Source organism: Gordonia sp. Swx-4 (assembly GCF_030316175.1).
Taxonomy (GTDB): domain Bacteria; phylum Actinomycetota; class Actinomycetes; order Mycobacteriales; family Mycobacteriaceae; genus Gordonia; species Gordonia alkanivorans.
The window spans coordinates 920003-937932 of sequence record NZ_CP128197.1 but is presented as its reverse complement, the minus strand read 5'-3'; the positions used below and the strand labels follow the sequence as shown (position 1 = coordinate 937932).

The following is a 17930-nucleotide window of genomic DNA, read 5'->3' as shown; positions in this document are numbered from 1 at the left end:
CTCCATCCAATCAAACTCCCCCGGCCCGGTGGGACACCACCTACAAGAACCGCCCCTCGAATCGACCCCAGATCGCGGCCACCGACGATATATGTCTGCGAGCAGCTGCCCAGGGCGGTTGGTCGGGAGCGTTTCTCAGTCGTCGGACGCAGGCTCGTCGCTGGAGGTCTGTGCGCCCTCGACGACGGACTCGCCTGGGACGTAACGTCCTTCGAGCGGGGCGCCGGCCTCGGGCAGCGCCTCCTTGTCGATGAGGTGCTCGAAGGCCAGGAGGTTCCGCAGGGATTCACCGCGCGACACGCGCCAGGCCCACTCGCGCTGGATCGAGGAGAGGAAGCCGAGTTCGAGCAGGGTGTTGAAGTCGCCGTCGGCGGCCTCCAGTACCTGCCCGAGGACGCGGTCGAGTTCGTCGGAGCCGAGTGCGTCGGCCGAGATCCGGCCGACGAGGTAGATGTCGCCGGTGTTGTCGATGGTGTAGGCGACGCCGAACAGCCGACGGTTCCGCTTGAGCAGGTATTTGTAGACGCCCGCGTGGTTCTCGTCGGGTCGGCGGCACACGAAGGCCTCGACCCTGACCCCGTGTTCGCTGGCGGTGAGCAGGACCGTCGTCTTGAGCTTCTGCTCGCCCGGGAGTTCCAGGATGACGTGGTCGACGTCGGCTCCACCACCGCTCTTACGCGAGTAGGCGATCTCGTTCTCGGTCAGTGTCTTCTCGAGCAGGTCGACGACCTCGGTGCGACTCACGACATCCTCTCGGTGGGGAACGGGTACTGCGAGACCCTCAGACGGTCACCCGATTGCGCCGCCGACGCCAGCGCCGGCGAGCCCGGGCGGGGCCGCCCGGTGTCTGTGCCGCCGCCTGCTCGGCGTCTCGGTGGGCGGCATCGGTCTGAGCGGCGAAGGACTCCATCGCCCAGCGGTAGCTCTCGATCAGCTGGTCCACCGTGTGCTCCCAGGAGAACTTCTCGGCGTGGCGTCGGGCGTTGCGGCCGAGTTCGGCCAGCCGATCGGGTTGCGCCAGAAGCTTTTCCAGTGCATTCGTCCAGTCGCCGGGCACATGACCATTGACCAGCACACCGGTGCGTCCGTCGTCGACGGCGACGCCGAGACCACCGACATCGGCGGCGATGACCGGCGTCCCGCAGGCCTGCGCCTCGATGGCCACGAGACCGAAACTCTCGGAATGACTGGGCACCGCGACCAGGTCCGACGCGCGGTACACCTGGACGAGCCGATCCGACGGCTGCGGCGGGAGGAAGGTGACGGACTCGGAGATCCCCAGTTCGGCTACCTGATCCATGAGCGCGGTGGGGCGTTGCAGTCCGGAACCCGACGGCCCGCCGACGATCAGGAGTCGCAGCTTCCGCCCGGACCCGACTTCTTTGATCAGCGGCGCGATCGCGGCGACCAGGAGATCGGGAGCCTTGAGCGGCTGGATCCGTCCCACGAACGTCACGATCGTCTCGTCGGGATCGAGGCCGAGGACCGACCTGGCCTCGGCCGACGAGCCGGGCGTGTAGCACTCGAGGTCGGCGCCCGGCGTGACCACGTCGATGCGGTCGGCGTCCGCGTCGTACATCGAGAGAAGTTCTGCCGCTTCGGTTTCGGTGTTCGCGACCAGCCGGTCGGCCTCGCCCACCACCTGCTGCTCGCCGATGACGCGCAGTTGCGGCTCGGCGGTGTCACCCTCTGCGAGGGCGGCGTTCTTGACCGCGGCGAGAGTGTGGGCGGTGTGCACCAGCGGCACGCCCCAGCGGTCGCGCGCCAGCCAGCCGACCTGCCCCGACAACCAGTAGTGCGAGTGGATCACGTCGTAGTGGCCCGGCGCCTGCGCCGCCTCGGCGCGCAGCACTCCCGCGGTGAACGCGCAGAGCTGGGCGGGGAGGTCTCGCTTGTCGAGACCCTCGAAAGGCCCGGCGATCACGTGGCGGACGGTGACCCCCGGCGCGGCCGCGACCGACGGCGCGTCGGACGACGAGGTCGCCCGGGTGAAGATCTCGACCTCGATGCCGCGTCGGGCCAGCCGGATCGCCGTCTGCCAGACGTAGACGTTCATCCCGCCCGCGTCGCCGGTACCCGGCTGCGCCAACGGCGAGGTGTGCACGGAGATCAGCGCAACACGCCGCGGCAACGGGCTGGAGGTCATGGTCTCCACCTTAGAGAAATGGCGCAGACGGTGGCGCGCGCCCTCCGCGTCGACCAGCGCACACCGCAGTTCTCCCGCGGCTTCGCGTCGGGCCCGGCCATCCCCTACACTGTTTTCGGTAACGATTGTCATTTGCGTAAAGGGTGTCATGAGGAAAACGCTTCTCGCCGCGGCCGGAGTCCTGTCCGCCGCCGCGCTGGTGCTGGCCGGCTGCTCGAGCGACTCCGGAAACGGTGACGGCACCCCGACCGTGGTCACGTCGACCAACGTCTGGGGCGCGGTCGCCTCGGCCGTCGCCGGCGACAAGGCGACCGTCGCCTCCGTCTACACCAGCACCGAGGGCGACCCCCACGAGTTCGAGCCGTCCGCCGCCGACACCGCGACGATCGCCGACGCCGACATCCTCGTCATGAACGGCGGCCACTACGACGCCTACATGGAGCAGGCCGCGAAGTCCTCGGGCGCGACCGTCGTCGACGCCTACGCCCTCACCCGCAGCGACGACCATGACGCGCACGATCACGATGCCGACGGACAGAGCGCAGACGACCACGCGGATCACGCCGATCACGACCACGGCGACGAGAACGAGCACGTCTTCTACGACCTGCCCGTCGTCGCGGAGGTCGCCGACAAGGTCGCCGACGCCCTCGCCGAGCAGGACCCGGAGAACGCGGGGACCTACCGCGCGAACGCCGAGACCTTCACCACCGGCATCGACGAACTGCGAGCCGAGGTCGCCAGCATCCGCAAGGCGCACGACGGCACGAAGGTGGCCCAGACCGAACCGCTCGCGGGGTACCTGCTCACCGAGGCCGGCCTGATCGACGCGGCTCCGGCCGGGTTCACCCAGGCCGTCGAGGAGGGCCAGTCGCCGTCCGCCGCGGACCGCGCGGCCATGCAGGATCTGCTCGCCTCCCGCGGCGCCGCCGTCCTGATCTACAACGTCCAGGCCGTCGACCCGGTGACCCAGGCGATGCTCGACGTCGCGAAGTCCGCGAAGGTGCCCGTGGTCGAGTTCACCGAGACCCTCCCGGACGGCGTCACCGACTACCTCGTCTGGCAGCGCGCACAGATCGACGCGCTCGCGACAGCCCTCGACGCCGAGAAGGGGTGACCGCGATGACGGCGGGAACCGACCCGGTGGTCACGTTCTCGGGTGCGCGACTCGGCTTCGGCGACCGCGTGCTCTGGGACGACCTCGACCTGACGATCCGACCGGGTGAGTTCGTCGCCGTGCTCGGCCCCAACGGGTCCGGGAAGACCTCGTTCCTGCGCGTCCTGTTACGTCAGTACTCACTCGACCGCGGCACCGTCACGACCACCGACAAGATCGGCTACATCCCGCAGCAGCACGCCGACGAGGGCGACCCGATGGCCCTCCGGGGCCGGGACCTGGTCGGTTTCGGCGTCGACGGCAACCGGTGGGGACTCGGACTGCGCGGGCGGTCCCGCCGCCGCGACCTCGTCGACCAGGCACTCGCCGCGGTGGACTCGCTCCCCTACGCCGACGCCCCGCTCGGTGTCCTCTCCGGAGGCGAACAGCAGCGGCTGCGCGTGGCCCAGGCGGTCGTGAGCGATCCCGACCTCCTGCTGTGCGACGAACCGCTGGCGAGCCTCGACCCGACCAACCAGCAGGTGGTCGTCGACCTCATCGACCAGCGCCGCAAGCAGGCGGGAACGGCGGTCGTGTTCGTCACGCACGAGATCAACCCGATCCTCCCCTACGTCGACCGCGTGCTCTATCTGGTCGGCGGACGGTTCCGCGTCGGCACACCCGACGAGGTGATGACCACGGAGACGCTCAGCGAGCTGTACGGCAGCGACGTCGAGGTGCTCCGGGTCAACGGTCGCCTCGTCGTGATCGGCGGCGAGGATGCACACCACTGCGTCGACATCGCCGAAACCGGGAGTCAGCCCCTATGAGCGTGACTCCGCTGGCCGCCGAACGTCAGTTCAGCGACCTCTGGGACTTCTCGACGACCATCGACCTGCTCGGCTACGACTTCATGCAGCAGGCGCTGCTCGCGATGGTCCTGCTCGGCCTGGTGGGCGGACTGCTCGGGCCGTTGATCGTCGCCCGGCAGATGTCGTTCGCGGTCCACGGCTGCAGTGAGCTGTCGGTGACGGGCGCGGCCGCGGCGTTGCTCGCCGGCGTCAGCGTGAACCTCGGCGGTGTCATCGGCGCAGTCCTCGCCGCGGCGGTCTTCGGCATCCTCGGCAACAAGGCCCGGGAACGCGATTCGGTGATCGGTGTCGTGATGGCGTTCGGCCTGGGCATCGGTGTCCTGTTCCTGGCCCTCTACGGCCGGATCGGCACCGGTTTCGCGCTGCTGACCGGACAGGTCGTGAGCGTCGGACTGAACGGCCTGGTCGCGATCACGATCACGACGGCCATCGTCGTCGCGGTGCTCGCGGTGATCTACCGGCCGCTGCTGTTCGCGTCGACCGATCCGCGCGTCGCACAAGCGCACGGCGTGCCCGTCCGGACGCTGTCCGTCGTCTTCGCGATCATCATGGGACTCGCGGCCGCCCAGGGCGTCCAGATCATCGGCGCGCTGCTGGTGATGTCGTTGCTGATCACCCCGGGTGCCGCCGCTGCACGGGTGACGGCCAACCCGATGCGGGCGCTGGTGCTGTCGGTCGTCTTCGCCGAGGTCGCCGCGGTCGGCGGCTTGTTGATGTCGCTCGCGCCGAAACTCCCGGTCTCGGTGTTCGTCACGATCATCTCGTTCGTGATCTACGTGGTCTGCCGCATCATCGGCTCGCGCCGCGTGCACACGACGCGCTAGTACTCCTCGGCGAATCCCGGATTGCATCGGGCGCCGATCATGTCCTCCTCGGGGACGACGGGCCGTCCGGGTTCCAGGTTCCAGCTCGGCTTCTCCGGTTCGATGATCCGCGCGAACCGCCAGTGACAGTCGAACTGTGCCTGCATGCCGGGGGTGTCGGCGTTCGCGTCGAGTCCGACGACCTCACGCCAGGCCGCGGCCATCGCCGCCGGGTCCTGCGTGTACCGACCCGAGGTCGTCGGGAAGACGGAGAGGCTCGGTCCCACTTCCGTCTCCGTCCACTCGACGTGGTCGATGAACGGCGGCCGATAGACCACCGTCGGAGTGGTCGACCTACTCGCGGGTCCCGGACCTGTCGTGATGGTGGACGTGGGGGCAGAATCCGTACTCACCTGAGTGGTCGTCGACGTCGCGCCGACCGACTCGCCGGCCTCGCCGGATTCCGCACTGCAACCCGCCAGGAACAACGTGGTCGAGACACCTCCCACTCCGGCCAGAGCACAGATTCGCGCCGTTGTCTTCCTGAAGCCTCCCGCGCTCATACGGCCACCGTAGGGCACGAGTAGCCTGCATCTGTGATTCACCGGCGAACATTCGGTCGGGCGGTGCGCACGGGGACGACCGTGCTCATCGTCACCGTGTTCGTCCTGCTCATCGGTCTCAGCGGGGGCGACCGCGATTCCGCACCGCACGCCGGTGACTCGACTCGTCCCCGCGTGCGCGCGACCTCGGACGGCCTCACCCTCGACGGGAAACCGTGGTGGCCGGTGGGTTTCAACGCCTACCAGCTGGGCACCGACTGGTCGGTGAACGTCGGCTGCGGCGCCGAGGTCGATCTCGATGCATACTTCGCGGCGTTGCCACCCGGGGCCCTGACGCGGTTCGACCTCTACTCGTCCTTCGCCTCCGACAAACACACGGGACTGCTGAACTTCGAACCACTGGACCGGGTCTTCGAAGCCGCGAAGCACCACGCACAGCTGGTGCTGCCGGTCCTTGCCGGCGGCTCGGGGGACTGCGAGGACGGCAGGTTCAAGGAGCGGGCCTTCTATGTGGACGGGTGGCTGTCGAAGGGTGCCTCCGCGACGACCTCCCGAGGTCATCTGACGTATGCCCAATGGGTCGAGACCGCAGTGTCCCGCTGGCGTGACGAATCGTCGATCGTCGGATGGGAGCTCGTCGGCGAGCCCGAACCCGGAGTCTGCGGCAGATCCTGCGACTGGCGGCGACGCGTGTGTCCCGGCGATGCCACGGCCGTGTTGCGCTCGTTCTTCGACCGGGCCGGCGCGCATCTGCGATCGTTCGACGACTCGCGCCCGATCTTCTCCGGACTCGTGGGTGGCGACCAGTGCGGGATCGCCGGCGACGGTTACCTCGAGGTCGCTCGCTCCGACGGGATCGACGTCCTCGACTTCCACGACTACAGCTCCACCGACGACCCCGACCCCGGACCGCAGGGCAGCGACCTGTCGACCCGGATCGATCAGGCCCGACGACTCGGTAAACCGTTGGTGGTCAACGAGATCGGCATCGAAGCAGGTTCGTGCCTGTCCCTGGGGACCCGCGCCCGGCGCGTCGACGCCGCCATGTCCCGCCGGCGGGACGCCGGTGTCGCGGGCGTCCTGCTCTGGTCCTTCGTCCCCGACCCCCGCACCTCCGAGTGCACCTACGACATCGGGCCGCGCGACCCCGCATGGGATGTGTTGCGCGCCAACGTCCCTCAGCCGACCGGCTGAGGGGACCTCAGCCCGTGATCCGGTAGACGCGCCAATCGGGCAGATCGGCACCGTCGTTGGGGGCCTCGAGAACGCGGACCCCGATCTGGGCACCGTTCTCGTACATCGTCGGGTAGCGCTGGTTGATGGCGTCCGACACCCCGCGCCCCTCGGCCGGAACGGTGAGGAAGTACTGCACCCCGCCGCCGACCGGGTCGTTCAGCAACTGCGCGAAGTCGCGGTCCGACGGGATGACGAACTGTCGCGGCCGCTCGGACTGGGCGACCACCGCGAAGCCGTACACGGTGTCGCACAGGACGGCCCCGTCGGGCAGTTCGAGCGAGTCCAGGTACTTCGCCAACGCCCGTTCGGTGGAGAACGACCGCACGACGCGCTGTTCGTCGAGGTACTTCTTCTCGACCGACTGCGGTCGAGGATCGACCACCGAACCCACCGCGAACTCCTGCGGTGCGTACTTGGGTGAAGTCATCCCCATCGCGGTCACCGGGATCGCGGCGGCCATCAGCACGACGACGGCCCCGGCGGCGGACGGGTACGCGAGCCCGCGGTACGCAGGTAGGTCCGCAGGACGAGGTCGACGGCGTTGCGCTCGACGCGAATCCCACGCAGCGACAACGCGATCGGCGAGTTCACCGCGGCATCGATCGGGGTGCGCGAGATCAGCCGCCCCTCCTGCAGCACGTCGACGGTGCCACCGGTGACGAAGGTCGGGAACTGCGCGGTCCCGCGGATCTCGGTGGGGATCAGCCCCGGCGGCACCGCGAGCGACAGGCTGACCTCGCCCTGCTGTCCGGGGAACGAGACGGTCGGCGACGACCCGAGTTCGCGCATGCTCAACGGTGGTGGCGGATCACCCGGCGCCGCGGTTGCGGGGGCGGTGAGCGCCCCGGTCGAGACGATCCCGGCCAACAGCAGACCCGCCAGCAGCAGGCTCACGCTGCGACGGCTCCGGACAGGCGAAAATGCCTGGAGCGCCCAGGACGTGCACATACTTCACCCTCCGAATGACCCCCGGACAACACCCCATCGCCTCGGCGTTCAACCTATCCCATGCCCCTGCCGGGTACATCTTTGTCCGGCGAAGCAATGGTCTCGATTGCCGAAGGTCTCCCCGCGCCACGGCGAAGTCTGCAACCATGGCGGAGCGGAGGAGTCCACGCCAACCCGAGGAACGCCCATGCGCACAGTTCACGTCGGCGACGAGGTCGACGGCGGAACGTACGTGGACGTCGCCGGGACCACGCTCTGGCATTTCTCCGCCGGTGACCCGCAGGGCACCCCGACCGTCCTGTTGCACGGCATCTTCGCGTCCGCCGCGTCCTGGGGCGCGCAGGTCCCCGACTTCCTCGACGCCGGACTGTTGCTGTTCATGCCCGAGCGGCCCGGTCACGGCCACAGTCCCGACACCACCAGCGATTTCACCTGTGCATCGATCGCCGAGCGCACGATCGCCTATCTCCAGACGGTCGTCGGACGGCCGGCGAACATCGTCGGGTGGGCCGACGGTGCGGCGATCGCCCTCGTCGTCGCCCGGGACCGGCCCGATCTCGTCAACCGGATCGTGTACGTGGGTGGCTACCTGAACCCCCGTGGGCGCCGACCCGATCGGTTCTCCGACATGGTGCTCAGCCGCAATCCCGTCACCGTCGAATACCTGCGCACCCACCACGATGCGACATCGCCCGATGGGCCCGAACACTTCTCGGTCGTCTACGACAAGACGCTTCGAATGCTCGCCGCCGAACCCGACTACGCGGTCGCCGATTTCGCCGGCGTCCGGGCGCCGGTCCTCGTGGTGGTCGCCGACCGCGGGCTGGTCCGGATGGAACACGCCCTGGAGATCGTCCGGACGCTGCCCAACGCCCGGTTCGCGGTGCTGCCCGGTACGCACATCGTTCCGGTGGAGGCACCAGAACTGTTCAACCCGCTCGTACTGTCGTTCCTCGCCGCCGACCCGCCGACCCAGTGGCTACCGGAGTGACCCGACGGGTGTGCGGTCAGGCCTGCGACGGTGCGTGCACCCGGTACCAGGCCCGGCGACGCAGGGTGTCGGGGTCGGCGACGACACGGTCCGGGTCGTTGATGACCAGGACCTTCCGCTCGCCGGTGGTGTAGACCGGCCAGCCCAGACCGGGGTCGCCGGTGCGGGCGAAAGCACCCCAGCGCCCCTGCACGTTCTCGGTGACGCGGCGCGTGCCCGGCCAGTCGGCGATGGCGAGTCCGGCCCCCATCGGTGCCCGGTAGGCACCGAACACGGTGAACAGTTCCGTCGCGTGCGTCGCACCGAAGCCCGTCGCGTCCAGCACCTTCGTCCGGTAGTCGTAGCGGTAGACGTAGGTCGGCGCGACCTTGCTGTGTCCGTCGGCGAAGGCGGTCATCGGCGCCCAGAAGATCGAGTCGCCGGCCAGCCGGATGCGGTCGCGGTCGCCGTTGCCGTACTGCGAGGCGATCTCGCGGCGGACCTCCTCGTCCTCCACCCGCATCAGCATGCGTTCGGAGTCGGGTAGTACGTTCCAGAGCTTCGCGAAGAGCTTTCCCTCGTCCTTGTTGCTCCCGATCACCAGCGGCACCGGCACCGTCAGTCCCTCGGCTGCCGCGGCCAGCGGCGAGCGCGGCAGCACGTCACCGTCGACGACCGGCGCGAACGGGATGGCCCCGCCGGACGACTTGGTCGCGAACCGCATCAACCGGTTGCCGGCCTCGAGCAACAGGGCCGGGTTGGGTGTGGTGAGGAGGCGCTGCGCCTCGGCCGGGTCGACGGGATCCTCGGTGCGTTCCATCGAGGTGTTCCGGCGCTGCGGGTCGCGGAGGATCCGGACGAACTCGTCGGCGTAGACGGTCGCCGCATCCTGCTCGACCACGAGTTCGGGAGCCGGACTCTGCGCGATGGCGTGGTGGAACAGGCCGGTGGCCTCCGGCGCGGACAGCAGAGCGAGGACCGAGGAGCCGCCGGCGCTCTCGCCGAAGACGGTCACGTTGTCGGGGTCGCCGCCGAACGCGGCGATGTTCTCCTGCACCCAGCGCAGCGCGGCGATCTGGTCGCGCAGACCCGCGTTGGTGTCGAACGGCCGGTCGTCCGTGGCGAACTGCGAGAGGTCGAGAAAACCGAAAGGCCCGAAGCGATATTGGATCGTCACCACGACGACGTCCTGGGCGCGTGCCAGGAAGGCGCCGTCGTAGAGCGGCGTCGCGGCGGTGCCGAGGATGAAGGCTCCGCCGTGGATGAAGACCATCACCGGGCGCGGCCTGCTCGATTCCACCTCGGGCGAGAACACGTTGAGGGTCAGGCAGTCCTCGGCCATCGGGGCGAACCTGCCCGGCGCAACCGCGGTGAACCGCTTCTCCTGGATGGCCGCCTTGGCGATCTTGGTGCAGTCCCGGACGCCGGGCCAGTCGTGCACCGGTTCGGGAGCGCGGAAGCGGCGGTGAGCCACCGGGGGTGCGGCGAACGGGATGCCCCGCCAGCTGATCGTGCCGCGGCGGAGCCGCTTCCCCCGGGCGCCACCGATGACGCCGTTGACCGTGGTGACCTTGGTGTCGAGCAGTGCCATTCCCCCACTGTAGACGAATCGCACGTTTCGTCTGTTCAACCGTTGGCAGAACTAGGATGTGGCCATGACCCCCGACAGGGCCACGACCGACCCGGCGCCCGCTCCTCGCATCGATCTCAACGCCGATCTCGGCGAGGGTGTCGGCGACGACGAAGCGATGCTGACCATCGTCACCAGCGCCAACGTCGCATGCGGCTTCCACGCGGGGACGCCCGCGGACCTGCTGGCGACGTGCCGGGCGGCCGTCGCCGCCGGTGTACGCATCGGCGCCCAGGTCTCCTACCCCGACCGCGCGGGATTCGGCCGCCGCTTCATGGAGATGTCGACGCCGGACCTGATCGCCGACCTCGTCTACCAGATCGGCGCGCTCGACGCTCTCGCCCACTCCGTCGGCGGGGCGGTCACATATGTGAAACCCCATGGCGCGCTGTACAACACGGTCGTCCACCACCAGCAGCAGGCCGATGCGATCGTGACCGCGGTGCGCGACGTGAACCCCGACCTCGCGGTGATGGGCCTACCGGACTCGGAGGTCCTCGCCCGCGCCGAACGTGCCGGACTCGCGGTCATCACCGAGGCCTTCGCCGACCGCGCCTACACCCCGGCCGGCACACTCGTCCCCCGCACCGAGCCGGGGGCGGTTCTCTCCGACAGCACCGAGATCGCGCGCCGCGTCGTCGAGATGACCACGAGCGGACGACTCACGGCCGTCGACGGCTCGGTCATCACCGTCGCCGCGGATTCGATCTGCCTGCACGGCGACACCCCGGGCGCGGTCGACCACGCCCGCGCGGTCCGCGAGGCCCTCGGCCGGGCCGGCGTCGAGGTCGCGCTCCACCGGGCCTGAGGGTTGCCGGTCGTTACCGACGACGCCGCTGACGAGCGAATTCGGCGAGCACGACGCCCGCGGCTACCGACGCGTTGAGCGACTCGACGTCACCCGCCATCGGGATGGAGAGGATCGAGTCGCAGCTCTCGCGCACGAGCCGCGACAGTCCCTTGCCCTCCGACCCGACGACGATCACGGTAGGGCCGGTGCCGTCGTACTCGTCGAGGGTGACGTCGCCGTCGGCATCCAGACCCACGAGCTGGGCACCGGAGTCCGCCCAGTCCTTGAGGGTGCGGGTCAGGTTGGTGGCGCGCGCGACCGGGAGACGCGCGGCGGCGCCGGCACTGGTCCGCCAGGCCACCGCGGTCACACTCGCGCTGCGTCGGGCCGGGATCACCACACCGTGCCCGCCGAACGCGGCCACCGAGCGGATCACCGCGCCCAGGTTGCGCGGGTCGGTGATGTTGTCGAGGGCCACCAGCAGAGGCGGGGTGCCGCTGGCCTTTGCATCGGCCATCAGATCGTCCGGATGGGTGTACCGGTACTCCGGCACCTGGAGGGCGATGCCCTGGTGCATTCCGTTGGTGGACAACCGATCCAGCTCCGGTTTGCCGACCTCGAGGATGGAGATCGCCTGATCGCCGGCGATCTTGACCGCCTCGGCGACGCGCTCGTCCGGCTCGGAGTTGGTGGCGATGTAGAGCGCCGTCGCGGGAACGCCGGCGCGCAGGCACTCGACCACCGGGTTGCGACCGAGGACGTACTCGGGACCCTCGTCCTTGGCTCGCGCCGCGCCGCCACCGCTGCGTCCTGCACCCGACTTCGCCGCGGCCTTGGCCTTCTTGTGCGCGGGATGGTACGGGCGGTCGACCGCCTTCGGGGTGGCGCCGCGGGCCTCGAGTCCACGACGACGCTGGCCGCCGGACCCGACGACCTGTCCCTTCTTGGTGCCCGACTTCCGGATCGCACCCTTACGCTTCGAATTTCCTGCCATCACGCCTCACCCTTCAATGCCCACTGTGCACCATCAGGGGTGTCGGTCACCTCGATGCCGGCCTCGGCCAGGCGGTCTCGGACCGCGTCCGCGGTCGCCCAGTCCTTGGCGGAACGCGCGTCCGCGCGTCGTTGCAGTTCGGCGCGCACCAGCACGTCCAGCGCGGAGGTGGCGGCCGAGTCGTCGGCCGTACCGGCCCATTGGTCGTCGAGCGGGTCGACGCCGAGAATCCCCATCATGGCCCGCACCGACGACGCGGCTGCGAGAGCGGCCGCCCCGTCACCCGATTCGAGTGCGGTGTTGCCCTGCCGGACGACGTTGTGCACCACCGCGAGAGCCGCGGGGACGCCGAGATCGTCGTCGAGTGCGGCACCGAACTCGGGGTCGATGTCGCCGATCACCACGTCACCGACGCGGGCGGCGACACGCTCGACGAACGACTCCACCCGCCGGTAGCCGGCGGCCGCCTCGGTGAGCGCACCGGGCGAGTACTCCAGCATCGACCGGTAGTGCGCGCTGCCGAGGTAGTACCGCAGTTCGACGGCACGGACGCGCTTCAGCATCGCGGGGATCGACACCACGTTGCCCAGCGACTTGCTCATCTTCTCGCCACCCATGGTGACCCAGCCGTTGTGTAGCCAGTAGCGCGCGAACGGGTCCCCGGCGCCGTGCGCCTGGGCGATCTCATTCTCGTGATGCGGGAACACCAGATCCATTCCGCCGCAGTGGATGTCGAACTCGGCACCCAGCAGGCTGGTGGCCATCGCCGAGCATTCGAGGTGCCAGCCCGGGCGTCCCGGCCCCCACGGTGTCGGCCATGACGGCTCGTCGGGTTTGGCCGCCTTCCACAGGGTGAAGTCGCGGTGGTCGCGCTTGCCGGTGCCCGCGCTCTCACCCTGGTGCACGTCGTCGAGCTTGTGCCCGGACAGCGCACCGTAGTCGGGCAGGCTGCGGACGTCGAAGTACACGTTGCCGTCGGCGACGTAGGCGTGCCCGCGTTCGATCAGCCGCTCCATGTACTCGACCATCTGGGTCACGAAGCCGGTCGCGCGCGGTTCCGCGGACGGCGGCAGAACGCCGAGGGCGCGGTAGGCGTCGTCGAAGGCGCGCTCGTGGGTGGCCGCCCACTCCCACCACGGGCGCCCGGCGTCGGCGGCCTTGCGGAGGATCTTGTCGTCGATGTCGGTGACGTTGCGGACGAACAGCACGTCGAGGCCCTGATGGCTCAACCAGCGCCGGAGGATGTCAAAGGCGATGCCGCTGCGGACGTGGCCGATATGGGGAACACCCTGCACAGTCGCGCCACAGAGGTACACCGATGCCCGGCCTGGGCGCAGCGGCACGAAGTCGCGCACCTCTCGGGAGCTGGTGTCATACAGGCGCAGGGTCACGACCGGCCATCCTACCGGACCACGATCGGGCCACCGACCACGCGAGCGCGCGGACGAGCCCCGTTCCGCAGCCGGAATGCCATCAACTCGCGTCGGCAGCGAGGACCGAGTCGAGGAGCGCCTGCATCGTGTCGAGCGTGTCCCCGAGGACCGCCACGGCCCGTTCGGTGTGCGGATACCGCACACGCACATGGATGCCGTCACGATCACGCCAGAACCACCACTGCGCCGTGTCGGTCGGCTTCTGGCTCGAGATCTGCCGTACGACGACGTCCCCGCGCGGCATCGGCAGCCGCGTGTAGTCGACGTAGGACATCATGAAGACGTCGCTTCGACCGGGACGCAGTCGATCACCGAAGGCCGCGTACACCGGTGTCAGCCCGATCTCGGCCAGCGGCAGCGCGGCCGCGAGACGTCGGGTGTTCCGGTACATGGCGGCGTACAGGTCGCCGGTCGCACTGATCAGCAGCGGGGCGTTTCCCACCGACCAGCTCACGCAGCCCGGTCCCGCCCCGGAACCGGTGGGCACCACGGTCGCCACCTCGTCGGGTCCACCCGCGGCGCTGATGGCCATCCCCGCACAGGTGAGGACGGCCGGATAGGTACGCGCCCCGCGGCGGTGCACCGTCGAGCTGAAGGCCGCGGCGTCGTCGCCGGACAGCAGCGTCCGGACCATCGTGTGCACCGGCAGAGCGTCCCCGGGCGCGACGCCGAGGTCGAGCGGGAACTCCGGCACCGTCCAGCCGGTGGCGGTGAGGAACCGCTCCCAGCCGCCGAGCCGCGGATCGTCGGAGGTCACCGATGCCTCGCACTCCGCGATGGCACGGAGCGCGTCGAGGCCGGACTCCGCCGGGGCCGGCCCACGACCGGCCACCAGCTCACAGATCTCGGCGGCGACGACCGCCAGCGAGCGGGCGTCGACGTAACAGTGGTCGAAGGCGCAGATCAGGGTCGTGCCACCGGGACGCGTCACCGCGGCCAGGAAGTGCGGCATCGGCTCGAACGGATTGCACGTCGCGCCGATGCACTCGGCCAGGCGCGAGGCGAACGCCTTCGCCGAGAGCCCGTCGACCGTCTCGCGGAGTTCCTCCTTGACGTCGACGCCCGGATGCAGCAACCGCGTGACACCGTCACCGGTCCGCACGTAGTGGCTGCGCAGCGCGTCATGGCGGGCGACGATCGTCCCGACCACCTCGCCGAGCACGTCGGCGTCGATCTGTTCGGGGAAGTCGAGGGTCAGCGCCATCCAGCCCGGCTGCCCCGAGGCGAGCGACGCCAGATGGAACCGCTCGTTCTCCGACACCGGAGCGCTCGACTGATTGGCCGCCCCGCCCGGCACCGCCCGCCAGCGCACCAGTTCACCCGGCTCGACCTCCCACGATTCAGAACTCGAGAGCTTCATCGCACACTCCTTGACGATCGGCGGGGGTCGGTCGGTTGGCGGGGGTCGGCGGACGTGGACTCGGGAGCGCCCGCGGCGTAGTCGGCCACGATGGACTCGACCCGCTCGAACAGCCCGAGCACCGAACTGCGCGCCACCTCGTTGTCGGGGACGTGCGAGCGCATGACGAGGCCTGCGTCGGTGCGCGTGAACCACAGATTGGCGTTGCGGGTGGGACCGACCCCACTGGAGGTCTGCATCGTGGACAGGACCGGGTCGTCACCGAGCCCCAACCGGCGAACATCGGTGTAGGACAACATGTACGGACTTCCGTCGAGTCCTTTGAAGACCCCTTCGCCGGCCAGCAGACCGAGTGCGCCGTGGGCCGGCACGGAGGCGGCACGGCGAGCCGCACGCACGCTGCCGGTCGCGATCCGGACGTGGTCGTCGAACGAGGCATCCGGACCCTGCGGTGCGTCCACGATGACCGGCGCGAAGTTGCACAGCCAGCCCTGTGTCCGCTCGTGCCCGGCGTCTCGCCTCGCGAGCACGGTGGACACGAAGAACCTTGCCTCTCCGGTGGATTCACGATGGTGCCGGGCGAGAGCGGCGTAGAGAAGACCCGCGAAACCGCCACCGGTCGCGGCGAGCCGGGTGTCGCAGCGGGCCAGCTGCTCGGGGGTCAGCAACCAGTGCTCGACCGCGACCGCCGGTTGCGGCGTGCCGTCGGTCAATCCCAGTTCGAGTGGACACCGCGGAGGTCGACCATCGTTCGCGGACAACGCATCCCGCCAGAGAGCGACGCACTCGTCCGCCGAGGTCAGCGCCGCCGCCGCGGCCCGCTCGGCCGTGATCGAGTCACCGAAGGCACCGGCAGGGCCGAGTTCCGCGGGTACACCGGAGCTTCGCTCCCGGTACAGCGCGACGATCTCCGACAGCGCGAGCGCCGACGAGTAGCCGTCACCGTGGGCGTGGTCGGTGGCGAAGAAGAACGTGAAGGCGTCGTCGTCGACCGCGGCGGCACACCAGGTGCCCGGGATCAGCTCTGCGCGAGCAGTTTCCGATGCGCGACGACCCACCCAGAGGCCCAGATCGTCATCTTCGACGACCAGCGCCTCCCCGGCGCGCCGGGCCACCCGGAACTCGAACGCCTCCGGCGGCGCCACCCATCGCTCGGGACCCGAGTCACCACTGCGGTAGTGGGCGCGCTGCTCCTCGTGTCGGCGGACGAACGCGGTGAGAGCACCGCTCATCGCCTTCTCGTCGAGTGGACCGTCGAAGCGTGCGGCGGCGAGCAGGAAACCGTGGTGCGGCCGACCGTCGGATCGCTTGTCCGCCATGGTCGCCAGGTGATCGGACTGCAGAAACGACACCCCGTCACCCCACCGGTGCGCTGCCCGGGCGACGCCTGCCGGGTCGCCGAGTTCCCATTCGACGATCCGCCCACCACGCAGGTGGGGTCGGAGCCGAACGGTCAGCGACCCGGGGACACCGAACCCGGGTGACACGCGGGGGGAATGCAGGGTGCCGGACATCAGCGGTCCGCTACGACCGGCGACCCTCCGGCTACCAATTCCGCAGTGCGGTAGGTGTACTCGCAATCACCGTCGGTGACGATCTGCTTGAGGATCGCGTGGAACACGGACAGGAAGGTCTCGACCGCGGGTGCGACCTCGGCCGGGAAACGCGAGGACACGTTGACACCGGTGGGGATGCGGTTGATCCAGAAGTAGACCTCGTCGGCGTCGCGGGTCGCGCTGCGCAGCACGCGTGCCGCGCGCGGCTCCCACTCGGTCGATCCCTCGGCGTGGCGAAGGTCGATGTAGGACACCACGAATCCCGGCGGCGTGACATCCCCGCCGATCAGCTCGGCGACCGGCGCGAACGGGGCACCGCCCACGTCTTTGTACTGGGCCGAGGTGGCCGCCACGGTGGTCAGCGCGTCGGTGAACCTCAGCGGCCGGCCCGGACGCACGGCCACCGGGATGATGCCGACGAACCAGCCCACGGCCTCGCCCCACTCGATGGCGTTGCGGGTGTGGACCGGACTGATGAAACGCAGATCCGCGGAACCGGTCAGGGCCGCCGCGGTCATCGACAGCGCGGTGTAGATGCCTGCGGTCATGGACGACCCGGCTGCCTTGCAGATCGCGTCGAACCGCTTGGTCTCGGCGGGATCGAGCAGCCAGTGCGACAGCGTCGTCTGGAACCCCTCCGCCGGGGACCGCTGGGCCGTGATGGTGCGCGGCGCGTCCGCCGGGACGGCGAACTGCGGGAATCGCGGAATCGGCTCCGGCTGGACGGCAGTGGTGGTGTCGTCGAAGAAGTTGCGCCACTGGCTCACCGCGGCGTTGTTCGCGTCGATCTGCTCACCGAGTCGGCGCTCGGCGTCGCTGAAGTCCAGGTAGCTGCCGAAGGCGGCGAGTCCGTGCGGGTCGCCGGTGACCTCGGCGAGGTACAGCGCGGTCAGCTCGCGGATCGCGAACACCTGGGTGTAGGCGTCCATCACCGTGTGGTCGGCGGCGAACACGACGAGGAAGCCCTCGTCGTCGCCGGGCGTCTCGACGGTCACGGCGATGCAGTGCGGCCAAGCCAGCGGCGTGACGGTGGTGTTGAAGTACTCGGTGACGAGTTCGGAGACCTCGGCCGGTGCCAGGTCGGACCCGAAGGCCCGCTCGCGCACCGAGATCGCGTCGGCGGCAACGGTGATGCGCGTCAGGTCGCCCTGCGGGTTGCCGGCGTCGTGGACACGGACCGAGGTCCGGAACGCCTCGTGCCGGCGGTACCACGCGACGAGCGTGCGCGAGAACGCTTCCCGGTCGAGCGGACGCTGGATGCGGAAGGCCGTCCCGATCCACTGGCTGTACCAGTCGTCCCTCTCGCGAACCGCACGACGGGCGTGCTCGAGGTGCATGTACGACAGCTGCCGCGAATCGGTCTGCCATTCCGATGCCTCGACCGTCGGCTCCCAAGCGGTGACCGTACCGCCGGGCATCGAATAGTCATCGAGTTCGGTGTATTCCATCGAAACCTCCCGTGTTTACACGTGTCGGCCCCCGACTGATGGTCTTTCCCGGCCCCTCCCCTGAGGCCGGTGCGCTGCGCTGCGC

Annotated in this window: 15 protein-coding genes and 2 pseudogenes; 6 read left to right on the top strand and 11 right to left on the bottom strand. The window is 69.6% G+C overall.

Translation table 11 applies throughout. From position 1 onward, the window contains the following. Positions 1-135: 135 nt before the first annotated feature. Positions 136-744, bottom strand: coding sequence for a type III secretion system chaperone family protein (locus PWF70_RS04355; RefSeq protein ID WP_006358518.1), 609 nt, complete (start codon positions 742-744; stop codon positions 136-138). Positions 745-781: 37 nt separating this feature from the next. Continuing rightward, a complete protein-coding gene (gene mshA / locus PWF70_RS04350; RefSeq protein WP_035752079.1) occupies positions 782-2146 on the bottom strand; it encodes a D-inositol-3-phosphate glycosyltransferase in 1365 nt (454 codons plus the stop codon). 148 nt (positions 2147-2294) lie between these two features. On the opposite strand from mshA, the gene PWF70_RS04345 reads away from it, so the two are divergent. The 3 genes from PWF70_RS04345 to PWF70_RS04335 are packed head-to-tail and all read left to right on the top strand — an operon-like array spanning position 2295 to position 4938. Further along, the gene (locus PWF70_RS04345; protein WP_006358516.1) at positions 2295-3263 is read left to right on the top strand and encodes a metal ABC transporter solute-binding protein, Zn/Mn family; all 969 of its coding nucleotides are present in this window, start codon (positions 2295-2297) and stop codon (positions 3261-3263) included. Between the two features lie 5 nt (positions 3264-3268). Further along, the gene (locus PWF70_RS04340; protein ID WP_006358515.1) at positions 3269-4072 is read left to right on the top strand and encodes a metal ABC transporter ATP-binding protein; all 804 of its coding nucleotides are present in this window, start codon (positions 3269-3271) and stop codon (positions 4070-4072) included. Beyond that, positions 4069-4938, top strand: coding sequence for a metal ABC transporter permease (locus PWF70_RS04335; RefSeq protein WP_006358514.1), 870 nt, complete (start codon positions 4069-4071; stop codon positions 4936-4938). The genes PWF70_RS04340 and PWF70_RS04335 overlap by 4 nt, the downstream gene beginning before the upstream one ends. Here PWF70_RS04335 and PWF70_RS04330 read toward each other — a convergent pair. Further along, positions 4935-5480: a DUF2599 domain-containing protein gene (locus tag PWF70_RS04330; protein WP_035751768.1), complete on the bottom strand. Its 546-nt coding sequence runs from the start codon at positions 5478-5480 to the stop codon at positions 4935-4937. The genes PWF70_RS04335 and PWF70_RS04330 overlap by 4 nt on opposite strands. A gap of 63 nt (positions 5481-5543) precedes the next feature. Between PWF70_RS04330 and PWF70_RS04325 the strand changes: the two genes are divergently transcribed. Then, on the top strand, positions 5544-6674 hold the full coding sequence (locus PWF70_RS04325; RefSeq protein WP_231498863.1) for a beta-mannosidase: 1131 nt from the start codon (positions 5544-5546) through the stop codon (positions 6672-6674). Between the two features lie 7 nt (positions 6675-6681). Here the strand turns inward: PWF70_RS04325 and PWF70_RS04320 are convergent. Together PWF70_RS04320 and PWF70_RS04315 are read right to left on the bottom strand one after the other, a co-directional pair. After that, positions 6682-7182 (bottom strand): annotated as a pseudogene (locus PWF70_RS04320) (ABC transporter); the annotation flags it as partial. A 29-nt stretch (positions 7183-7211) separates the two neighbouring features. Beyond that, positions 7212-7664: pseudogene (locus tag PWF70_RS04315) on the bottom strand (hypothetical protein); the annotation flags it as partial. A gap of 187 nt (positions 7665-7851) precedes the next feature. Between PWF70_RS04315 and PWF70_RS04310 the strand changes: the two are divergent. Then, positions 7852-8655 carry an alpha/beta fold hydrolase gene (locus PWF70_RS04310; RefSeq protein WP_006358509.1) on the top strand — a complete coding sequence of 268 codons (804 nt, stop codon included), beginning with the start codon at positions 7852-7854 and terminating at the stop codon, positions 8653-8655. Positions 8656-8671: 16 nt separating this feature from the next. On the opposite strand, the gene PWF70_RS04305 is transcribed toward PWF70_RS04310, so the two are convergent. Continuing rightward, the gene (locus PWF70_RS04305; protein ID WP_006358508.1) at positions 8672-10225 is read right to left on the bottom strand and encodes a carboxylesterase/lipase family protein; all 1554 of its coding nucleotides are present in this window, start codon (positions 10223-10225) and stop codon (positions 8672-8674) included. Positions 10226-10289: 64 nt separating this feature from the next. Between PWF70_RS04305 and PWF70_RS04300 the strand changes: the two genes are divergently transcribed. Continuing rightward, a complete protein-coding gene (locus PWF70_RS04300; protein ID WP_006358507.1) occupies positions 10290-11072 on the top strand; it encodes a LamB/YcsF family protein in 783 nt (260 codons plus the stop codon). Positions 11073-11085: 13 nt separating this feature from the next. Here PWF70_RS04300 and rlmB read toward each other — a convergent pair whose 3' ends face one another. From rlmB to PWF70_RS04275, 5 genes are all read right to left on the bottom strand, one after another. Beyond that, the gene (rlmB, locus tag PWF70_RS04295) at positions 11086-12048 is read right to left on the bottom strand and encodes a 23S rRNA (guanosine(2251)-2'-O)-methyltransferase RlmB (protein ID WP_006358506.1); all 963 of its coding nucleotides are present in this window, start codon (positions 12046-12048) and stop codon (positions 11086-11088) included. Continuing rightward, a complete protein-coding gene (gene cysS, locus PWF70_RS04290; RefSeq protein WP_280089185.1) occupies positions 12048-13439 on the bottom strand; it encodes a cysteine--tRNA ligase in 1392 nt (463 codons plus the stop codon). Before cysS ends, rlmB begins: the two co-directional genes overlap by 1 nt. 82 nt (positions 13440-13521) lie before the next feature. Continuing rightward, positions 13522-14841, bottom strand: a complete 1320-nt coding sequence (locus PWF70_RS04285; RefSeq protein WP_286352851.1) for a condensation protein — start codon at positions 14839-14841, stop codon at positions 13522-13524. Then, on the bottom strand, positions 14838-16355 hold the full coding sequence (locus PWF70_RS04280) for an acyltransferase (protein WP_286352850.1): 1518 nt from the start codon (positions 16353-16355) through the stop codon (positions 14838-14840). The genes PWF70_RS04285 and PWF70_RS04280 overlap by 4 nt, the downstream gene beginning before the upstream one ends. Continuing rightward, positions 16355-17845, bottom strand: a complete 1491-nt coding sequence (locus tag PWF70_RS04275; protein ID WP_286352849.1) for a condensation domain-containing protein — start codon at positions 17843-17845, stop codon at positions 16355-16357. Before PWF70_RS04275 ends, PWF70_RS04280 begins: the two co-directional genes overlap by 1 nt. Positions 17846-17930: the final 85 nt, after the last annotated feature.